General features: G+C 69.0%; 26 protein-coding genes and 2 pseudogenes. 25 read left to right on the forward strand and 3 right to left on the reverse strand.

Annotated features, from left to right (window positions below; genetic code table 11):
* Positions 1–9: 9 nt before the first annotated feature.
* Both MU852_RS03420 and MU852_RS03425 read right to left on the reverse strand, forming a co-directional pair.
* Complete coding sequence (locus MU852_RS03420; RefSeq protein ID WP_249751020.1) at positions 10–147, reverse strand: hypothetical protein; 138 nt, start codon at positions 145–147, stop codon at positions 10–12.
* Positions 148–299: 152 nt separating this feature from the next.
* Positions 300–914 (reverse strand): GntR family transcriptional regulator, encoded by a 615-nt coding sequence (locus MU852_RS03425; protein WP_249751021.1) that lies wholly within the window; start codon positions 912–914, stop codon positions 300–302.
* Between the two features lie 249 nt (positions 915–1,163).
* Between MU852_RS03425 and MU852_RS03430 the strand changes: the two genes are divergently transcribed.
* The 24 genes and pseudogenes from MU852_RS03430 to MU852_RS18135 form a co-directional block, all read left to right on the forward strand.
* The gene (locus MU852_RS03430) at positions 1,164–1,664 is read left to right on the forward strand and encodes an XRE family transcriptional regulator (RefSeq protein ID WP_249751022.1); all 501 of its coding nucleotides are present in this window, start codon (positions 1,164–1,166) and stop codon (positions 1,662–1,664) included.
* Between the two features lie 59 nt (positions 1,665–1,723).
* Positions 1,724–1,984, forward strand: coding sequence for a helix-turn-helix domain-containing protein (locus MU852_RS03435; protein ID WP_249751023.1), 261 nt, complete (start codon positions 1,724–1,726; stop codon positions 1,982–1,984).
* Positions 1,985–2,059: 75 nt separating this feature from the next.
* Positions 2,060–2,680, forward strand: coding sequence for a lytic transglycosylase domain-containing protein (locus MU852_RS03440; protein WP_249751024.1), 621 nt, complete (start codon positions 2,060–2,062; stop codon positions 2,678–2,680).
* 1 nt (position 2,681) lies between these two features.
* Complete coding sequence (locus MU852_RS03445) at positions 2,682–2,981, forward strand: TrbC/VirB2 family type IV secretion system protein (protein WP_249751025.1); 300 nt, start codon at positions 2,682–2,684, stop codon at positions 2,979–2,981.
* Positions 2,981–3,163 (forward strand): hypothetical protein, encoded by a 183-nt coding sequence (locus MU852_RS03450; protein WP_249751026.1) that lies wholly within the window; start codon positions 2,981–2,983, stop codon positions 3,161–3,163. The genes MU852_RS03445 and MU852_RS03450 overlap by 1 nt, the downstream gene beginning before the upstream one ends.
* A 21-nt stretch (positions 3,164–3,184) precedes the next feature.
* Positions 3,185–3,490 (forward strand): VirB3 family type IV secretion system protein, encoded by a 306-nt coding sequence (locus MU852_RS03455; RefSeq protein WP_249751027.1) that lies wholly within the window; start codon positions 3,185–3,187, stop codon positions 3,488–3,490.
* A gap of 16 nt (positions 3,491–3,506) precedes the next feature.
* Positions 3,507–4,943 carry a VirB4 family type IV secretion/conjugal transfer ATPase gene (locus tag MU852_RS03460; RefSeq protein ID WP_249751850.1) on the forward strand — a complete coding sequence of 479 codons (1,437 nt, stop codon included), beginning with the start codon at positions 3,507–3,509 and terminating at the stop codon, positions 4,941–4,943.
* Positions 4,847–5,044: pseudogene (locus tag MU852_RS17245) on the forward strand (hypothetical protein); the annotation flags it as partial. The gene MU852_RS03460 and the pseudogene MU852_RS17245, both read left to right, overlap by 97 nt.
* 136 nt (positions 5,045–5,180) lie before the next feature.
* Complete coding sequence (locus MU852_RS03465; RefSeq protein ID WP_283843770.1) at positions 5,181–5,855, forward strand: TraG/VirB4 family ATPase; 675 nt, start codon at positions 5,181–5,183, stop codon at positions 5,853–5,855.
* A complete protein-coding gene (locus MU852_RS03470) occupies positions 5,852–6,580 on the forward strand; it encodes a TrbJ/VirB5 family protein (RefSeq protein ID WP_249751028.1) in 729 nt (242 codons plus the stop codon). The genes MU852_RS03465 and MU852_RS03470 overlap by 4 nt, the downstream gene beginning before the upstream one ends.
* Complete coding sequence (locus tag MU852_RS03475) at positions 6,577–6,792, forward strand: EexN family lipoprotein (protein WP_249751029.1); 216 nt, start codon at positions 6,577–6,579, stop codon at positions 6,790–6,792. Before MU852_RS03470 ends, MU852_RS03475 begins: the two co-directional genes overlap by 4 nt.
* A 9-nt stretch (positions 6,793–6,801) precedes the next feature.
* Positions 6,802–7,722, forward strand: a complete 921-nt coding sequence (locus MU852_RS03480; RefSeq protein ID WP_054765304.1) for a TrbL/VirB6 family protein — start codon at positions 6,802–6,804, stop codon at positions 7,720–7,722.
* A gap of 1 nt (position 7,723) precedes the next feature.
* On the forward strand, positions 7,724–7,915 hold the full coding sequence (locus MU852_RS03485) for a hypothetical protein (protein ID WP_249751030.1): 192 nt from the start codon (positions 7,724–7,726) through the stop codon (positions 7,913–7,915).
* A 91-nt stretch (positions 7,916–8,006) separates the two neighbouring features.
* Positions 8,007–8,594: a VirB8 family type IV secretion system protein gene (locus MU852_RS03490; protein WP_249751851.1), complete on the forward strand. Its 588-nt coding sequence runs from the start codon at positions 8,007–8,009 to the stop codon at positions 8,592–8,594.
* Positions 8,591–9,418, forward strand: coding sequence for a TrbG/VirB9 family P-type conjugative transfer protein (locus MU852_RS03495; protein WP_249751031.1), 828 nt, complete (start codon positions 8,591–8,593; stop codon positions 9,416–9,418). Before MU852_RS03490 ends, MU852_RS03495 begins: the two co-directional genes overlap by 4 nt.
* A 203-nt stretch (positions 9,419–9,621) precedes the next feature.
* Positions 9,622–10,206: a TrbI/VirB10 family protein gene (locus MU852_RS17250; protein WP_283843771.1), complete on the forward strand. Its 585-nt coding sequence runs from the start codon at positions 9,622–9,624 to the stop codon at positions 10,204–10,206.
* Complete coding sequence (locus MU852_RS03500; protein WP_283843772.1) at positions 10,203–10,535, forward strand: TrbI/VirB10 family protein; 333 nt, start codon at positions 10,203–10,205, stop codon at positions 10,533–10,535. Before MU852_RS17250 ends, MU852_RS03500 begins: the two co-directional genes overlap by 4 nt.
* On the forward strand, positions 10,535–10,690 hold the full coding sequence (locus MU852_RS03505; RefSeq protein ID WP_249751032.1) for a hypothetical protein: 156 nt from the start codon (positions 10,535–10,537) through the stop codon (positions 10,688–10,690). The genes MU852_RS03500 and MU852_RS03505 overlap by 1 nt, the downstream gene beginning before the upstream one ends.
* An 11-nt stretch (positions 10,691–10,701) precedes the next feature.
* Positions 10,702–11,547: a P-type DNA transfer ATPase VirB11 gene (gene virB11, locus MU852_RS03510; RefSeq protein WP_249751852.1), complete on the forward strand. Its 846-nt coding sequence runs from the start codon at positions 10,702–10,704 to the stop codon at positions 11,545–11,547.
* The gene (locus MU852_RS03515) at positions 11,513–12,409 is read left to right on the forward strand and encodes a type IV secretory system conjugative DNA transfer family protein (RefSeq protein ID WP_249751033.1); all 897 of its coding nucleotides are present in this window, start codon (positions 11,513–11,515) and stop codon (positions 12,407–12,409) included. Before virB11 ends, MU852_RS03515 begins: the two co-directional genes overlap by 35 nt.
* 70 nt (positions 12,410–12,479) lie before the next feature.
* A complete protein-coding gene (locus MU852_RS03520; RefSeq protein ID WP_249751034.1) occupies positions 12,480–13,331 on the forward strand; it encodes a type IV secretory system conjugative DNA transfer family protein in 852 nt (283 codons plus the stop codon).
* Positions 13,328–13,912 (forward strand): LPD7 domain-containing protein, encoded by a 585-nt coding sequence (locus MU852_RS03525; protein WP_249751035.1) that lies wholly within the window; start codon positions 13,328–13,330, stop codon positions 13,910–13,912. Before MU852_RS03520 ends, MU852_RS03525 begins: the two co-directional genes overlap by 4 nt.
* A 204-nt stretch (positions 13,913–14,116) precedes the next feature.
* Positions 14,117–14,698, forward strand: a complete 582-nt coding sequence (locus tag MU852_RS03530) for an RNA polymerase sigma factor (protein ID WP_249751036.1) — start codon at positions 14,117–14,119, stop codon at positions 14,696–14,698.
* Positions 14,662–15,183: pseudogene (locus MU852_RS18135) on the forward strand (FecR family protein); the annotation flags it as partial. The gene MU852_RS03530 and the pseudogene MU852_RS18135, both read left to right, overlap by 37 nt.
* 150 nt (positions 15,184–15,333) lie before the next feature.
* Here MU852_RS18135 and MU852_RS03540 read toward each other — a convergent pair.
* The gene (locus MU852_RS03540; RefSeq protein WP_249751038.1) at positions 15,334–15,660 is read right to left on the reverse strand and encodes a hypothetical protein; all 327 of its coding nucleotides are present in this window, start codon (positions 15,658–15,660) and stop codon (positions 15,334–15,336) included.
* Between the two features lie 13 nt (positions 15,661–15,673).
* Here MU852_RS03540 and MU852_RS03545 point away from each other — a divergent pair, with 13 nt between their 5' ends.
* Entirely contained in the window at positions 15,674–18,121 is a 2,448-nt protein-coding gene (locus MU852_RS03545) for a TonB-dependent siderophore receptor (protein ID WP_249751039.1), read from the forward strand.
* Positions 18,122–18,132 lie beyond the last annotated feature (11 nt).

Genomic DNA, 18,132 nt, shown 5'->3' on the forward strand with positions numbered 1-18,132 from the left:
CCATCTGGCTCAGATGGTCCAATAGTCGACCGGGATCAGCTCACGCGCGCCGGTCGGTTCGCTGGCACGGGTCTGTTCGGTGGCCGAACCGAGGTTGAAGGCCCGAGCGCCCTCGTCCGTGTATTGAAAGACGGGATTGAGCTCCATCTTCTCGCCGGAGAGATCGGCGCGGGTCTTGCTCGGGCGGAGCCGAGCCCGATCAGGGTCGTTGTGCTCTTGGTGGTCATCGCATTGCCTCCTTGGACGGGGCGCCAATGCCCCGCGCGAGCAGGCAGCGCCCGCGAACCAGTGTTTTCAAACTATATTTGATCTATACTTTGCTGCGACTGACGCATGAGCGCGACCACGGCTCCTGCTTGCGCGCTTCGACTGCGGTGAAACGCATCGACCGCCACGCGCACCAAATCCAGATCCCCTGTCGCGATGTCTGCGCCCACCGCTCGTAGCCAGTCCGGATCCTCCGGCAAAAGGCGAGCCTCGACCGAGCGAATGGGTCGGATCTGCAGGGTCGTCCGCCAATGCGCGCGCGCCAGGACGGCCCGTCCCGACGTCCGGACCACTCCCACGAAGAGAGCTTCGGCGGACGACAGGTCGAGAACGATCGGCAGGCTGTGATCGTCACGATGCGAGAGCACATCCAGCGCCCAGTGAACCAGGCGGCGATGGAGCTCGTAGAGATCGACGATGTCATCCGGACTCGGACTGGGGGCGTAGTAGCCCCGGCCAGGCCGGTGCTCGATCAGCCCCTCCCCGGACAGGCGGGCCAGGGCCTCGCGGACGGGGGTCGGGCTGAGACCCAGTTCTTCGGCCAAGGTTGTCGCCACCAGGGGCTCGCCCCAGCCGAACCGTCCGACCCCGGCAAACGCGAGGAGCGCCGCCAGCGCCTCATTATAAGGATCGCGCGCCCGGCTCATGGCTGCCTACGCGCGGACAGGCCCGCCACCGTCTGCGCGGAAGGGTCCGCGTGGCCTCGCATCGCCATGTAAAGACGATATCCCGCGAAGTTTTCGCAGTCAGACGGCAGTATATTTGCGCGATTCCGCAAGTTTCATGGACCCGTTTGTTTCCCGGCTTTCATTTGCATCGCTGTTGCTCCATTTTTCAACCAGTAGGGGAGCGGTGCGCTCATCGGACCCGCTCCCAACCGAGGTGAAAGCGACGTCATGGAGAGCGGCGACCGACAGTCCCAGAGCGAGACCCTATCGACCGCCCTCAGGCTGATCCGCCGCCATCGCCGGCTCCGCGCCGCGGATGTCGCCAAGGCGATGAACATGGCCCTCCGATCCTACGAGCATTTCGAAGCCGGCGGCGGTCGCATCAACATCGAGCGGATTCATCGGTTCGCCGAGGTCACCAACAGCGACCCGCATGCCATCGTCGCGGCCCTGGCCCTCGGCTCGCCCGCGTTCGCCTTGCGGTGCGCCGACAACAAACTGGCCACCATCCTCGCCGTGGCCCTGCAGGAATTCGACGAGGAGGCGGGCGACGCCATCGCCGAGCTCGAGTCGCTGACGATCATCAACACCTTCACCAAGGCTCTGCGGGAGCTCGCCGCCCAGTCGGTGCGCCGCGACAGCGCCGCCGACGCCTGGCTGGAAGAGCGGCGACATCGCCTGGTTTCGCCGGTGAGTGACGAGCCTGGGTCCGGGAACGGCACACCGTAAGCCTGCCGCCGCCTGCCTACGGACTGCCCCCGGCGAGATCGCCGTGGTGTGATCGTCGGATGCGCGCGTCTCCCACCCAAAGTCCGTCGTCTTCAGGTCTGCTCCAGCGTCTCTCCGAGCGACAACGGGAATGCCTCGAGCTTGCGGCCGGCGGCCTGACCTCTTCGGCGATCGGCGCGCGGATCGGCCTGTCTCCCCGCACCGTCGACGAGCATCTGATGGGCGCCTGCCGCGCGCTGGGTGTCCGGACCCGCATCCAGGCGGTCGCCCGCCTCGCCGTCGCCGAGCGGTCCACCGAACCGCGGACTTTCCTACCGTAGATGTCCGGCGGGAGGCTCGCGGGTCGCGCGATCCCGGGGGGACCGGTTTGCTGGGGGCTCTGAAGGGAGCCGCCCGTGCTGGACCTCAATCTGATCCTCAGCCTGTCCCAGGCCTGCGCGCCGCAGGTGGCGCCGCAGACCCTCGCGGCGATCGCCTATGCGGAAAGCCGCTTCGATCCCCTGGCCATCGGGGTCAACCGCGGCCCCCGGCCCGGACGAGCGGCGAGGGACGCGAGCGACGCTGCTCGCATCGCACGCACCCTCCTGGCGCGCGGGGCCAACCTTGATTTGGGCGTGGCCCAGATCAACAGCGACAATCTGGACTGGCTCGGTCTGTCGGTCGAGGCCGCCTTCGACCCCTGCCGCAATCTCGCGGCCGCCGGCCTCGTGCTCCGGACCGGCTATCGTCCGTCGGAGGGCGTCGATCCCCAGACGACGCTGAGGGTGGCCCTGTCGCGCTACAACACCGGCCACGCCGAGCGGGGCTTCCGCAACGGCTATGTCGCGCGTGTCGAAGCCGCCGCGCGAACGCTCGGGGTCGCCTTTCCCGTCGCCGCTTCCCCATCCCATCGCGTCGACGACGCCCGTCAGACGCCGCCGGTCCCGCCCGCCCCACCCGCGGCCTGGGACGTCTTCGCCCGGGTGTCGACGCGCGGGGTCGTGACCTTCACCCCCACCCCGGACCCGGAGTTCTGACATGATCACCCCGCTCACTCTTCGCAGGACCGGGGCCGGCGCGGCGATCGCCCTGGCCGCCAGCCTCATGATCGTCCAGCCGGCGCTGGCCTCCGCCAATATCGAAGGCCTGCTGCAGAATGTGGTCGATCTGCTGACCGGCAACACCGCTCGACTCCTCGCCGTCCTCGCTGTGGTGATCGTCGGCATCCTCTGGATGTTCGGCCTGTTCGATCTGCGGCGCGCGGCGATCGTGGTGCTTGGCATCGTGGTCGTCTTCGGCGCGGCCGAGATCGTCAATCTGATCACAGGCGGCGGCTGATGGACGACGCCCTCCCCTGGCTCGTGATCGGATCGGCGTCAGCGCTCCTGGCCCTCGTCCTGATGCTCGCCCTGAAGCTGATCTCGCCCAAGCGCTTCGCTCAGATTTTCGCCGGCCTCGCCTCCGGCGTCGCGATCGGCCTGGCCCTGTCGCGCCTGTCCGCCGGAGGCCCGCATGGTTGAAGAGCGACTGACCGAGACCCCTTGTTTCTGGCCTGCACGCGGCCGGCCATGGTTCTGGGCGTGCCCATGGAGGCCATGGGCGTCAACGTCATCCTTTCGGGCGTCGTCTTCCTGGTCGGCGGCAGCCTGCTCTACCTGCTCGTCGCGCCGGCCCTGCACCTGGTGTTCCGGGCGATCTGCCGGGCGGACCACAACGCCTTCCGCCTGCTGTTTGTCTATGTCGACACCAAGGGCCGGTCGCGCAACGCCGCCCTTTGGGGCGGCAGTTCGGCGACGCCGCTTCCGCTGGTCCGGCGCTACCGTCCGGCGGAGCTGGCCCGTGGCTGAGGGCGGCGTGAGCGCCATGCGTCTGCGGCGCGAGGCCGACGCCCGGCCTCACCTGACCTATGCGCGCCACGTCTCCGACGCCGTGGTGGCGCTCGACAGCGGCGCCCTGATGATGGTCTTCCAGATCGACGGGGCGAGTTTCGAGACCGCGGACGCGCGCGATCTGAACGACTGGCACGTCAAGCTGAACCAGGCCTGGCGCAATCTGGCCGACGATCGCCTGGCGGTCTGGCATCATGTGGTGCGTCGGCCGGCCGAACTCGCGCGGTCCGTCGGCTTCCGCTCGGACTTCGCCGGCGAATTGGGCGCGCTCTACGACGACCGGGTCGCGGGGCGTCAGCTCTGGATCAATGAGCTCTTCGTCACCCTCGTCCTGCATCCGGGGCGCGAGGCCGGCGATCGCGCCGCGGCCCTGGCGCGTCGCCTGAAGGCGGCGCGACGGGCGGACGTCGAGGTCGAGACCGCTCACCTCCAGCGGGTCGAGGAAGCGGGCCGCGACCTGATCCAGTATCTCGACCGCTACGCCCCGCGCCGGCTGGGCCTGTATGAACGCGACGGTCTCTGGTTCTCCGAGCCGATGGAGGTCATGCGGCTGGTTCTGACCGGTCGCCGCTCGGCGGTTCCGATCGTCTTCGGCCACCTCGGCGCGGCCGTTCATACCGTCCGCGCCATCTTCGGTCGCGAGATCCTGGAACTGCGGGACGTCGCCGACGCCCGTTACGCCGGCGTCCTGGCGGTGAAGGAATATCCCGCGACGACCCGCCCGGGCCTCTGGGACGATCTGCTGAGCGTCCGCTTCGGCTTCGTGGCCAGCCAGTCCTTCGCCTTCCTGTCCAAGGCCGCCGCGCGGACGGTGATGGAGCGCAAGCAGAACCAGATGGTGTCCGCGCGCGACCGCGCCGCGTCCCAGATCACCGGCCTGTCGGACGCGCTGGACGACCTGGTCAGCAACCGCTTCGTGATGGGCGAGCACCAGGCCTCGATCCTCGTGCACGGCGATACGCCGGCGGCCCTGGCCGATCATCTGTCCAAGGCGCGCGCCATTCTCGCCGATTCCGGCCTGGTGGTGGCTCGGGAGGATCTCGGTCTGGAGGCGGCCTTCTGGTCCCAGTTCCCCGGGGCCTTCGCCCGCCGCACCCGGCCGGCCGCCATCACTTCGCGCAATTCGCCGCCCTGGCGCCGTTCCACGCCCATCCGGTCGGCAAGGCCCGCGGCAATCACTGGGGCGAGGCCGTCGCGGTGCTGCGCACCACGGCCGGATCGCCCTTCTGGTTCAACTTCCATGTCGGCGATCTGGGCCACACCTTCATCTGCGGTCCGTCCGGCTCGGGCAAGACGGTCGTGCAGAACTTCATGCTGGCCCAGCTTGAACGCTTCGGCGCCCAGCAGCTGTTCATCGACAAGGACCGCGGCGCTGAGATCTTCGTGCGCGCCTGCGGCGGGACCTATCTAGCCCTGCGCAACGGCGAGCCGACGGGCTTCGCCCCGTTCAAGGCGCTCGATCCGACGCCGGCGAACCGCGCCTTCCTGGTCCGGCTGGTCCGCGCCCTGGTCGACCGCCCCCATGAACCCCTCACCGTTCCCGAGGCGCGGGCCATCGATCAGGGGGTCGCGGCGCTGGAGGCCCTGCCCCGCGAGCGTCGATCCCTCGCCGCCCTGCGCAGCCTGCTGGGCCAGGGCGACGCCGGGCGTGGGCGCGCGTCTGGAGCGCTGGCAGCGCGGCGGTCCGCTCGGCTGGGTGCTCGACAACGACGAGGACGCCCTGAGCTTGGAGGCGCGCTTCGCCGGCTTCGACATCACCCAGATGCTGGACCACGACGAGGTTCGCACGCCGGCGATGCTGTATCTGTTCCACCGCATCGCCGAGCGCGTCGACGGCCGACGTCTCGTGCTCGACATCGACGAGTTCTGGAAGGTGCTGGACGATCCGGCCTTCACCGAGCTCGCCCGGGACGGCCTCAAGACCTGGCGCAAGCAAAACGCCCTGATGGTGTTCGGCACCCAGTCGCCGGCCGACGCGCTTCAATCGCCCATCGCCCACGCCATCCTCGAACAGTGCGCGACCAAGATCTTCCTGCCCAACGCCCACGGCCAGGCTCGGGACTATATCGACGGCTTCGGCCTGACCCGGGAGGAGTTCCGGCTGGTCCGTGAGGTGCTGACCCCGGAGTCGCATCGCTTCCTCGTCAAACAGGGCCACGACAGCGTCGTGGTCGAGCTCGACCTTCGCGGCATGGATGACGCGCTCGCCGTGCTGTCCGGGCGCACCGAGACCGTCGCCCTGCTCGATCGCCTCCGGGCCGAGACCGGCGACGACTACGCGCACTGGCGCGCCCCCTTCCATGACCAGAGGAGGTTCCTGTGAGAGCCCGAATCCTGTCCGCCGCGGCCCTCGCCGCCCTCGCCCTCGCCACGGCTCCGACCGCCCGGGCGCAGCAGATCGTCCACGACCCGAGGGCGCTCGCCCAGATGATCGAGGAGGCCCGCACCACGCTCGACCAGCTCAAGGCGCTGCAGACCCAGGTCGAACAGGGCCAGAGGCTGTTCGACAGCCTCAACGACCTGTCCGACGTCAACGCCCTGGCCGGCGAGCTCGGCCTGCCGACCGTGCGCAATCCCCTGCCCGACATGCGGTCGCTGCGGGCGGCGGCGAACGGCGACCTCGGCGCGCTCGGCGATCTCGCCGACCGCGCCGACGCCATCCGTCGCGACACCCGGCTCTACACGCCGCCGGCCGGCGCGCTGAGCCCGGCCGACGCCTATTACCGGGACAGTCTGGAGCGGGCGGGCGCCCGCACGGCGCGCGATCTCGCCGTCGGAGAGGCGGTGGCCGGCGCCGCCGACCGGCGGCTCGAGGGCCTCGAGACGCTGCGGTCCGCGCTCGACACCGCCCCCAACGCCCGGGCGGTGATGGATCTGGAGGCCCGGCTCGCGGCCGAACAGGCGCTGATCCAGAACGAGCAGGTGCGGCTGCAGGGTCTGGCCCTGACGCAGACGGCCGAAGCCCGGCTGGAGGAGCAACGCGCCCGGGAACGGGCCGAGGCCGCGCGGACAGCCCGCATGAGCGTCTATGAGAGGGCCTTCCAGTGAGACGCTCCGCCCTGCTCGTCGCCCTCGGCCTCGTCGGGTGCGGAACGCCCGAGCGGACCGCGGAAGACTTCGCCGCCGATCCCGACGCGGCCGAAGCGGTCGTGGCCGCCTGCGACGCTGGACGGACGCAAACGGAATGCGACGCGGCGCGGCGCGGCCTGGCCGAGGCCCGGCGCGACGCCCGGATGCGCGCCTATGTGCAGGCCTTCTGAGGACCGACGATGAGCTTCCGCGTCTTCGAGCCGAGCTACGACTTCATCGACGAGCGGTTGAACGTCTTTCTCGGCGACCGCCTGTCCTCGGTGATCGCCGAGGTCGAGGGGCCGCTGCGCATCGCCCTGGTCCTCTATGTGGTGCTCTACGGCGTCGCCATCCTGCGCGGCGCGATCAGCGAGCCGGTGATGGACTTCGCCGTCCGCTCGCTGAAGCTGGCCTTCCTCTATCTGCTGGCGACGACGGCGGCCTATTCCACATTCGTCACCGAGCCGCTGTTCACCGGCCTGCCCAACGCCCTGACCCGGGCGGTCAGCGGCGCGGACACGCCGAGCGTCGGCGCGGCTTTCGACCAGTTCTTCGCCTATGCGGCCTGGCTGGGCGAGGACATCTCGCGCGACGCCTCGGCCTTCAATCCCGGCCCCTATGTGGTGTCGGCGGCGGTCTTCCTCGTCGGCGCCCTGGCCGCCGCCCTCGGCTTCGGCGTGGTGCTGGTGGCCAAGCTGGCCCTCGCCCTGCTCGTCACGCTCGGCCCCATCTTCATCGCCTGCGCCCTGTTCGACGCGACGCGGCGCTTCTTCTTCGGCTGGCTGAGCCAGGCGGTGAACTATCTCGTCCTGTTCGCCCTGATCATCGTCATCTTCCAGCTGGTGCTGTCTCTGGTGCGCGACCAGTGGGGCGCGATCCAGGGCGCCGACCCGATGATCGGCGGCCTGATCTTCATCGCCCTGTGTCTGCTGGGCGCGATCTTCTTCCTGCAAACCCCCGCCATCGCCGCCGGCATCGCGGGCGGAGCCAGCGCCGGTCTGGCCGACTTCGCCAACGCCGCCGCCCTGGGCGGAAGCGGCTCGGGCCGCGCCCAGGGTCCGCAGGAATCCAGCCGCCAACCCCCGAGGAGCGGCGGCTCCATCCGACCGAGAGGCGCCTGACATGATCCACCGTCCCTTTCTGCTCGCCGCCCTGTTGCTTCTGGCCGCTTGCGCCCACCGGAGCGATCCGGCGCTTCCGACCTGCGACGGCTCCGCCCGTCGCCCGGCCAATCTCCACGGAACGGTGCTGACCCCGACGGCCGACCGTCCCGCCGCCCCCGTCGCTGCGCCCAACACGGGAGGCTGCGCATGAGCGGCGTCCCCTCCCCGAACTGCAACGCTATTTCGTCGAGGCGCGACGCTGGGACCAGGACCGTCTGGCCTCCGCCCTCCGCTCGCGCCGCCTGGCCTGGTCCGCCGCGGCGCTCGCCACCGGTCTCGCCGTCATCGCAACCGGCGCCGTCGCCCTGCTGACGCCGCTCAAGTCGACCGAGCCCTTCGTGATCCGGGTCGATCAGGCCACCGGCGCGGTCGACGTCGTGCGCGGCCTGTCCGCCGAGGACGGACCCGTCCGCTATGAGGAAGCGATCAGCAAATACTTCCTCGGACAATATGTCCGTCAGCGGGAGGGCTATCTCGACCCGGCGGCGGAGGACGCCTTCCGGCTGGTGTCCATCCTGTCCGCGCCCGCTGAGCAACGCCGTTGGGCCGATCTGTTCCGGGGCTCCAATCCGGCGAGCCCGCAGAACCTCTACGGCCCGGACGGCGAGGCCATCGTGGCGATCCGCGCCATCGGCTTCATCAACGACGGCGTCGCCAATGTCCGCTTCCGCCGCACGGTCCGACAGGCCCAGCAGACCGTCGAGAGCGACTGGATCGCCACCATCGCCTTCACCTACACGCGCGCGCCGATGTCGGAGCCGGACCGGCTGAGGAACCCTCTCGGCTTCCAGGTGACCTCCTACCGCGCCGATCCGGAGGTCATCCGATGACACGCCCCCTGTCCGCCCTGGCGCTGATCGCCGGGCTCGTCCTCGCCGCCCCGGCGATGGCGCAAACAGCCCCCGATCCCCGGATCCGGGAGATCGTCTACGACCCGGCGGCGGTCTACCACATCGCCGGCGCCTTCCGGACGGCGACCCAGATCGTCTTCTCGCCCGAGGAGACCATCCGCCACGCCGCGATCGGCGACAGCGTCGCCTGGGAGGTGGCCGCCGAAGGGTCGGTGTTGTTCCTGAAGCCGCGCGAGCGCCACCAGGCGACCAATCTGCTGGTCGTCACCGAGCGGGCCGGCGTCATCCGCCACTACGCCTTCGAACTGGTCGCCCGCGACCCCGGCGACCGCGCCGCCCTCGCCTATCAGGTGCGCTTCCTCTATCCGGCCGACGATCAGGCCCAAGCCGCCCGCGCCCTGGCTGTTCAGGCCGAAGCGGTCGAACAGCGCCTGATCGGCCTGGAACTGGACCGCGGCGTCCTTGAGGGTCCGCGCAATCTGGCCTGGTCCGCCCAAGGCGACGCGGCCCTGCAGCCGAGCGAGGTCAGCGACAACGGCCGCTTCACCGTCCTGCGCTTTCCGGGGGTTCAGGCCTTGCCGGCCCTGTTTGAGGTCGCCGAGGACGGCTCGGAGCGGCTCATCCCCTACGACGTGCGCGGTGAGTTCGTGGTCGTCCACGGGGTCGCGCGCGGTCTGCGACTGAGACGCGGCTCCTCCGTCCTCTGCCTGTTCAATGAAGCCTTCGATCCTCGCGGCAGGGGCCTCGGCACGGGCACGGCCTCGCCTGTCGTCGATCGGGCCCCCGTCGGAGATCCGTCATGAGCGGGGCCGCGACGCCTCCCCGGACGAGAGCCCGCCCCCTGCCTCGACAGTAGCGGACCGCGGCATCTCGCCGATCGCCGGACGGTTCGGCGGACCGCGCGGCAAGATGATCACCCTCGCTGCGCTCGCCGCCGGTTGCGCCGTCTTCCTGATCGCGAGTTGGGATCGCGGCGACCGCGACGCCGATGGCCCGACGACGCGCGATGACCCGCCGCGTCAGACCGCGCCGTTCGAGCCCGCGCGGCGCGACCCGCCGCCCCTTGCTCAGCGACCCGGTCGTCGATCCCGAGGCCCCCGTGCTCGACGACGGTCCAACCGTTCCGCCGATCGAGACCGGACCTCAAGGCGCGGCCCGTTCCGGTCCGTCCCCGGCGGACGAACGGCGCGCCCTGGCCGAAAGCGCCCGGCGGGCGCCGGTGCTCGCCTACAGCCGGGCCGGCGGCGGCCCCGCAACGGCTCCCCAAGCCCCGCCGCAAGGCGCGACGCTCACAGGACCGCAGACGTCCCTGGACCAGCTCAGGCTGGTCACCCCGGTGAGCCAGAGCCGCGCGGGCCGTCTGCCCGACCGCAACCTGCTGATCACGGCCGGGACCAGCGTCCCCTGTGTGCTGCAGACGGCCATGGACAGCACCACCCCGGGCTATGTGACCTGCGTCCTGTCCCGCGACGCCTGGTCCGACAACGGCGCGGTGGTCCTGATGGAGCGCGGCACCCGGGTTCTCGGCGAATATCGTGGCGGCCTCCAGCAAGGCCGGCGCGCCTGTTCGTCCTGTGGACCCGGGCGGTGACGCCGACGGGGGTCGCCGTCGCCCTCGCCTCGCCGGCCGCCGACGCGCTCGGCCGATCCGGCTTCGACGGCGTGGTCGACACCCGCTTCTGGGATCGGTTCGGCGGCGCCCTCCTGCTGTCGATCGTCGACGACGGCGTCTACGCCGCCGTGGGCCGCGAGGACAGCGGCGGCGCCGCCGCCCGCCTTCCGTCCGACGCGGCCGGCGTCGCCCTCCAGGGCACGGTCGATATCCCGCCGACGCTGCGCAAGGGTCAGGGCGCGGAGGTGTCGATCTTCGTCGCCCAGGATCTGGACTTCTCCGGCGTCTATCAGCTGCGATCCCGGTGATGGACGACACCTCCGTCCTCGACCACTACCTGGCCCCGCTGCGCCCCTTCCTGGAGCCGGAGGCCGTGACGGAGGTCGTCGTCAACCGCCCCGGCGAAGTCGGGGTTGAGGCCGACGGCGTCTGGCGCTGGGCCGAGGCGCCAGAGCTGACCTGACCGAGGCCTGGCTGCGCACGCTCGCGGTCGCGGCCGCCGCCTACACCCGACAGGACGTCGGCCCCGAACAGCCGATCTGCTCGACCACCCTGCCCGGCGACATTCGCTGCCAGATCGTCTTGCCGCCCGCGGTCGCCGACGGCGGCCTGTCCCTGACCCTGAGAAAACCCTCGCGACGACGCCTCGGCTTGGCCGAGTTCGCGGCGGCAGGCCTGTTCGACCAGGTCGTCGACGCCCGCGCCGAGACCGCCGATCCCGTCGATGCGGAGCTGATGCGCCTGCGCGAGGTCGGCGATTGGCCGGCCTTCCTCGCCCTGGCCGTCACCGCCCGTCGCAACATCCTGATCTCGGGCGCCACCGGCTCGGGCAAGACCACCCTGGCCAAGGGGCTGATCGCGCTCATTCCCGATCATGAGCGTCTGCTGACGATCGAGGACACCCGCGAGTTCGTGACGCCCCACCGCAACGTCGTCCATCTGGTCTATTCCAAGGACGGCCAGGGTCTGGCGCGGGTCGGGCCCAAACAGCTGCTGGAAAGCGCTCTGCGCATGCGGCCCGACCGCATCCTGCTGCAGGAGCTCCGCGACGGCACGGCCTTCTTCTACCTGCGCAACGTCAACTCGGGGCATCCCGGTTCGATCACCACAGTGCACGCGGATTCCGCCGCCCTGGCCTTCGAGCAACTGACCCTGCTGGTGCGGGAATCCGAAGGCGGGCGCGACCTGCCGCGCGAGGACATCCGCGCCCTGTTGCACCTGCTCGTCGACGTCGTCGTCCAGATGAAGAAGGTCGACGGCCGCTTCCGCGTCACGGAGGTCTGGCATGACCCGCTTCGCAAGCGCCAGCCCGGCGGCTAGGGCGGCGCTGATCGCCACGGCCGGTCTCGGGGCCGTCGCGGTCCTGGCCGTCCTCACGGCAACCATCGCCCTCATCGGCCTGGGGCGGTTCTCCGGCGACATCGATCCGGCGCGTGTTCCCGACTGGCTCTGGTACTATCGTCACGATCCCGAGGTGCGGCGCTGGCTGGCCGTCGGCCTGGCGTGCGCGAGCCTGGTCGGCGGGATCCTGATCGTCGCCGTCCTGCTCCACCAGAGACGCCCCCTGCACGGCGCCGCCCGATGGGCGTCGGCGGCCGAACAGCGCCGCGCCGGCCTGAGATCTCGCCGCGGCCTGGTCCTGGGTCGGGCTGACGGCGCCTTCCTGATCGCCGACGGCCCCGAGCATGTGATGCTCTACGCCCCGACGCGCACCGGCAAGGGCGTCGGGGTGGTCATCCCCAACCTGCTCGCCTGGCCGGACTCGGTCGTGGTGCTGGACATCAAGCGCGAGAACTATCTCGCCACCGCCGGCTACCGTGCCGAGGCCGGCCAGACGGTCCATCTGTTCGATCCCTTGGCGCCGGACGGCCGCACCGCGCGGTTCAACCCCCTGGCCCATATCGATCGGGCCCACCCGATCCAGGTGCTGGACGAACTCCAGCGCATGGCGGCGATGCTCTTCCCGCCCACGACAAGGCCGATCCCTTCTGGGCCGAGGCGTCGCGCACCGGCTTCATCGGCGTGGGCGGCTATGTCGCCGCCACGCCCGATCGCCCGTTCACTCTCGGCGAGATCTTCCGCCAGCTCACCGCCGGCGACGCCCGCGCCCGCCTGCCCCGCACCGTCGCCGCGCGAGCGCGGGAGGGGCGGCCTCTCCCGGGCCCCGTGGTCGCCGCCCTGACCGACTTCACCAGCTCCAGCGAAAACACCTTCGCCTCCGTGCGGCAGTCGATCACCACCCGGATGGGGCTGTGGCTCAACCCCGGATCGACGCCGCCACCTCGGTCTCGGATTTCGACCTGCGCGACCTGCGATGCGGACGGCTCTCCCTCTATCTGGGCGCCACGCCGGACAACATGTTGCGGATCCAGCCGCTCTACGCCCTGCTGTTCCAGCAGCTGGTCGATCTCAACAGCCGCAGCCTCCCCGCCTCTTCCGACCGTCCGACCCTCGTCCTGCTGGACGAGTTCGCCCGCCTCGGGCCGGCGCCCGTGCTGGCCCACGCCTTCGCCTGGGTGGCGGGCTACGGGCTGAGATTACTGGCCGTGCTGCAGAGCCCGTCCCAGCTCAGGGCGCTCTACGGACCCGATCTGGCCGAGGACGTGATGACCAACTGCGGGATCGAGATCGTCTTCGCACCGAAGGAGCTGAGGATCGCCCAGGAGCTCAGCGAACGGCTGGGCTATTACACAATTGACGGACGCAGCCGCAGCCGGCCGACCGGCCTCGCGCGTGGCCAACGCAGCACGACCGTATCCGACCAACGCCGGGCGCTGATGCTGCCGCAAGAGCTGATGCAGCTTCCGCAGACCGCCCTGATCGTCCTGAAGGCCGGCCTGCCGCCTGTCCGCGGCCGCAAGATCGCTTACTGGCGTGACCGGATCTTCCGGCTCCGGCTGCGTCCCGCCCCGATCTTGGCGCCGCCAGTCGCGGGGCCGGCGACCCCACACGTCCTCGAGGAGGATCCCATGGATTTCGACGTCATCGCCCGCGCCTTCGCCGCCGAGGGTCTCCCACCGCCCTCGCCCGACGCGGACGAAGGCGCCGTCGCCGCCTGGCTCGACCGCGTCGTCGATGCGACCCCGCCGGAGCGCGAGCCATGACCCCGCCTGAGCCCGCCCCACCGACCAACCGTCTGCGGCCCGCGCCCGGCGCGCCGGCCCGCTCCACAATCAAGGGCGATATACCGGACGCGGTGCTCGACCGCTATCTGGTCGAGCGCGATCTCAGGGGCCGGGCGGAGCAGTTCTTTCGGGATCACCGCGCGCCTGAACCGATGTTCCGCGACCGGGGCGGATCGCTCACCTCAACCCAGGCCTATCCCGACGCCGTCATCGACATGCTCAAGATCGCGCGGCACCGCGGCTGGGAGCGGATACAGGTCTCAGGCGACCCCGCCTTCCGGCGCGAGGTCTGGATCCAGGCCCAGAGCCTCGGTCTGGAGGTCCACGGTCATCGGCCCCGGGACCGCGATCGTCAGGCGGCCGGGGTCGACCGGACATCTTCCCAAAAGACCCCGCAGGACCCGCTCGCCGAGCGGTTGGCGCGCGCCGCGGTGGTGGTGGCTCGCCTCATCCCCGACCCCGCCGTCCAGACCCGGCTGCTGGAGGCCGCGTGGGCGCGGGCCGGCCAGCCGCGCCCGATGGAACGGGACGCGGCCCGTGGACCGGACCGGAGTCGATAGTGGCTGCGGCTCAAAGGATTGAGCCCTCAGTTTAGAGCCTCCTAGGCGCGTTCTGGAGGGCCTGGCCGTCGGCTATCGGCGCGGAAACGCAATCCGATAGCTTAGGCAGCGCCCGATAACTCAGTTTGCGAGAATGTCACCGCAGCTTCGTCACGGCGTCGCATGAGTTAACGACAAATGCGGTCCGCACGAGGGGAGCTGTGCGTGACCGTGGAGCCTGAGCTCGACGTCTGGTTCAACAGGGAGGTGCGCCCTCACGAGGCCGCCTACCGCCGCGCAGCCTATTCCATCTCCCGCGACCGCCACATCTCGGAAGACTTGGTCCAAGACGCCTATCTGAAGGTCGTCGCCAATGACCAATGGCGACATCTGGCGTCACCGAAGGCCTTCGTGCTGGCCGTGATCAGAAATCTGGCGATCGATCTTGCGCGCAGGACGTCGAGAGGACCGGTCGATAGGTCCGTCGACCTGGAGAAACTTGCGGTCGCGGACTTGGCGCCGACGCCAGAGGCTTCGGCCGATCAAAATCAACGTCTTGCACGGATTGAAGCCGCGCTCGACAGCCTGCCGCCGCAATGCCAGCGTGTCGTCCGGTTGAGAAAAATCGAAGGGCTTTCCCCCATCGAGATAGCGGTCAGGCTCGACATATCCGTCTCTACCGTCGAGAAACACCTGTCTAAAGCGATGCGTCTTCTGACGGAGCGTCTCGCGCCGGAACCACCGCCTGCCTCCGAGTGTCGCATCATTCCATGGCCGCAGCCTCGAAACCTCCCGAGAAGGTCCTGAGCGAAGCCGCCGACTGGTTGGCGGCGATGGAAACCCGCGCGATCGACACGGCCGCCTTTCAGCGATGGCGGGATCAGGACCTCGATCACGCTCGGGCATTCGATCAGGTCAGCAAGGCCTGGTCGTCGCTTGACGCCCTTCGGCCGGAGACGGCGTCGCGCTCACGTGCTGTCGACCAAAGCAGACGGCGTCTTCTTCGCGCCGCCGCGTTCGGCGGGCTCGCCCTGATGGGAGGCGGCGTATACGCCAACCGAGCCTTCGCCTGGAGTCAGGCGAACACCGGCGTCGGACAGACCCTGACCGTGCGTCTGGACGATCAGGCTGACGCCCATCTCAACACGGACAGCCGACTTTCCTGGCGTCAGCGAAGCGGGGCTCTGGTCATGCGGCTCGAGCGCGGGGAAGCGGCCTTCGATGTCCGACCTGTCGGCGGTCTGCCGGTTCGACTTCAGTGGGACGGCGGGGCGGCCAAGCTGGCCGAAGGTCGCTACAACGCGCGGCGCGAGACGGGTGTAGTCACTTTGTCGGTCCTGACCGGGGCGGCTTTGATCGAGACAAACGGCGGCGCGGCCAGTCTGGCGGCATCCGACGGCCAACAAGTCCTGCTCGGTCCTGATGCCCGGCTGGAGCCTCTTTCAGACCAGACCCGCGAAAAGCTGGCTGGCTGGCGTGCCGGTCAGTTGGTCTTCTCGGGAGAGCCGCTGGAGAGGGTCGTCGCGGAATACAACCGATACCTTGACCAGAAGATCGTGATCGCTGACCGGGACGTCGCTCGGCTTCGCGTCGGTGGCCGGTTCAGCGCCACCGACACGAACGGATTTTTGAAGGCCTTGTCCGAGTCGTTCGGCGTTGAGGCGTCCCCCTCTCAGGCGATCGCCTGCTGTTGCAGAAAAAGACCGCCGACAGATAGCGGTTTGCCGCTCGCTCTTCGTCCTTCCCTGCATCGGCCGTTTCGCGGTCACGGGGGATCGAACGATGAAGCCTTTTTCTTCTGGCGTCAGTTGCGCCGTCCTGGCTATCGCCGCTGTTGCGGGCAACCCGACGGGGGCGCTCGCGCAGGCGGATGTCGTGGCGTTCAACATCACGGCGACCGATCGCGCCCAAGCGTTGAACGCCTTCGCGGCGCAAGCGAATGTTCAACTGGTTTTTCCGTATGCCGCCGCCGAAGGTCAATCTGTGGCCCCTCTTCAGGGTCGGTTTACCCGTCGGGAGGCGCTGGACCGGCTTCTGAGCGGATCAAGGCTAGAGGTCGGCTCGGCGACCGACCGCGTCATAACCCTGAGAGTGGTGGCAAGCGATGGCCCAGTAACCGAAGTCGAAGAGGTGGTCGTCGTCGGCTATAGCCCGGCCTATGACCGTCGGCGGACGTCTTTCGGCAACAAGACCGACGACTCGATCTTCGAGATACCGCAGTCGGTATCCGTCCTGACCGAACGCCTTCTGGACGAACAAAGCCCCCAGGGGCTGGAAGACGTTCTTCGAAACGTCTCCGGTGTTCAGTCACTGGGCCAGTTCGGCGGTCGACAGGACCACATCCTGTTTCGGGGCTTTGAGTTCGGCGTCAATCGAAACGGTCTGCTGCGGAACGGCGTGCAGTCGGTCAGCCGGGTCCAGGCGGACCTCGGCAACATCGAACGGGTCGAAGTCCTCAAGGGCCCGTCCACGCTGCTCTATGGTCGCGCCGAGGTCGGCGGTTTCGTCAACCTCGTGACGCATCAACCTGAGACGACCTTCGGCGGCGAAGTCTTTGGCCGCCTGGGGTCGTGGGAAGACCGCAGCGCCGGTCTGCGGATCACCGGGCCGACGCCGGTCGAGAACTTGAATTTCAGCCTCTACGCCAGCGGCGCGACGCGCGAGAGCTTCAAGGACGACATCTTCGTCGATCGCTCCGTGATCAACCCGTCGCTGAACTGGCAGGCGACGCCCTCTCTCGACCTCAGCCTTGAGTTCGAGAAGGTGCAGGACACGCGCCGCATGGACCGGGGTCACATCGCCTATTTCCCACAAGGCACGACCAACACGCCCGAGCGGGGGGCCAGTGTCGTCCAGCTTCCCCGTCGGCGTTTCCTGGGTGACCCGGTGTTCGACAAGAACGACTACGACACCGACACCGCATGGGCGACGGCGCGCTACGATGGCGACGGCATTCAGGTCATCAGCGTCGCGTCCTACGGCCGAGGTCGCGAGCTTCGCCGCAACACCGAGCCGAGCTCGTTTAACTCCCCCGCCGCCCTTGCGGCCGGCGTGATCTCGCGCAGCATTGTCGACGGCGAGACCATCCAGGACTTGGTGCTGTCCGATACCTACGCCACCATCGACTACACGGTTTTCGGCCTGCCGATGCAGACCCTGATTGGTGGCGGTTATCGCTTCGAAACGGAGGAGGAAAACCGCGTCAGCCGGTTCCAGCGCAGCCTGAACGTCTTCACCTTGGCGCTCTCGCCATTGCCAGCAAACCAAACCCTTTACGGACTCAACCGTCAGACCAGCGCCCAGCGGTCTGAGACCGGCGTTTGGTCGGCTTATGTCAGCCATAGCGCCGACGTGACGGACCGGATCACCCTGTTCGCCGGCCTCAGATACGAGTCGATCAATCAGGAGATTCGCAATCGCGAACTTCGCAACGCCGCAGGCGCGGTCGTCGAAGCTCCTCGCGCGACGGATTACGACTTCGATGCCGTGGCGCCCCGCGTCGGCGCGGTGTTTCAGGCGACGGATACTCTGTCGTTCTATGCCAACTACGCCGAGTCCTTCTCCCAGCAGAACGACGCATTCCTAGCGGGGACCGCCGTCGATCTGGAGCGGGGCGCTCAAACCGAGTTCGGTTTGAAGAGTGCTCTTTTCGACAATCGAGTGGTCGCGACGGCCGCCGTCTATGAGATCAAGAAGACGGACATGACCCTGCCGGGTCCGGTCGCCAACACCTTCATCGCCGTCGGTGAAGCGCGATCGCGCGGCTTTGAGTTCGACGTCACGGGCGAGTTGATCGACGGCCTGACCTTCGTCGCCCAATACGCCTATACGGATGCGGAGACCGTGCGCGGCGGCGCGGTTCCCGGCCAGGGCACAGGCACGGGCGCGGGCAACACCGTCAGCGGCCGCCCTCTGCCCGGCGCGCCGAGAAACTCCGGCAGCTTCTGGGTGAATTACAGCCCGATCGCATCCGGCCTTTGGTCGGGCTTGGAGATCGGTGGCGGCGTGACCTACGTCGGCGAGCGAGCCGGCACCGCGACCGCCCAGTTCTACCTTCCCGACTACACGCGGATCGACACGGCCATCGGCTACCGCTTCGGCGATACCGCCGTCCGGCTGGTCGTCAACAACATCACGGACGAGGAATACTATCTGGGGGCGCGTGGCAACGCGAACATCGAATACGGCGCGCCCCGGAACATTGTCCTCAGCCTCCGCCACAACTTCTGATCCGAGGACAT

Origin of the sequence: Brevundimonas albigilva, assembly GCF_023503965.1 — a bacterium.
Classification (GTDB): domain Bacteria; phylum Pseudomonadota; class Alphaproteobacteria; order Caulobacterales; family Caulobacteraceae; genus Brevundimonas; species Brevundimonas albigilva.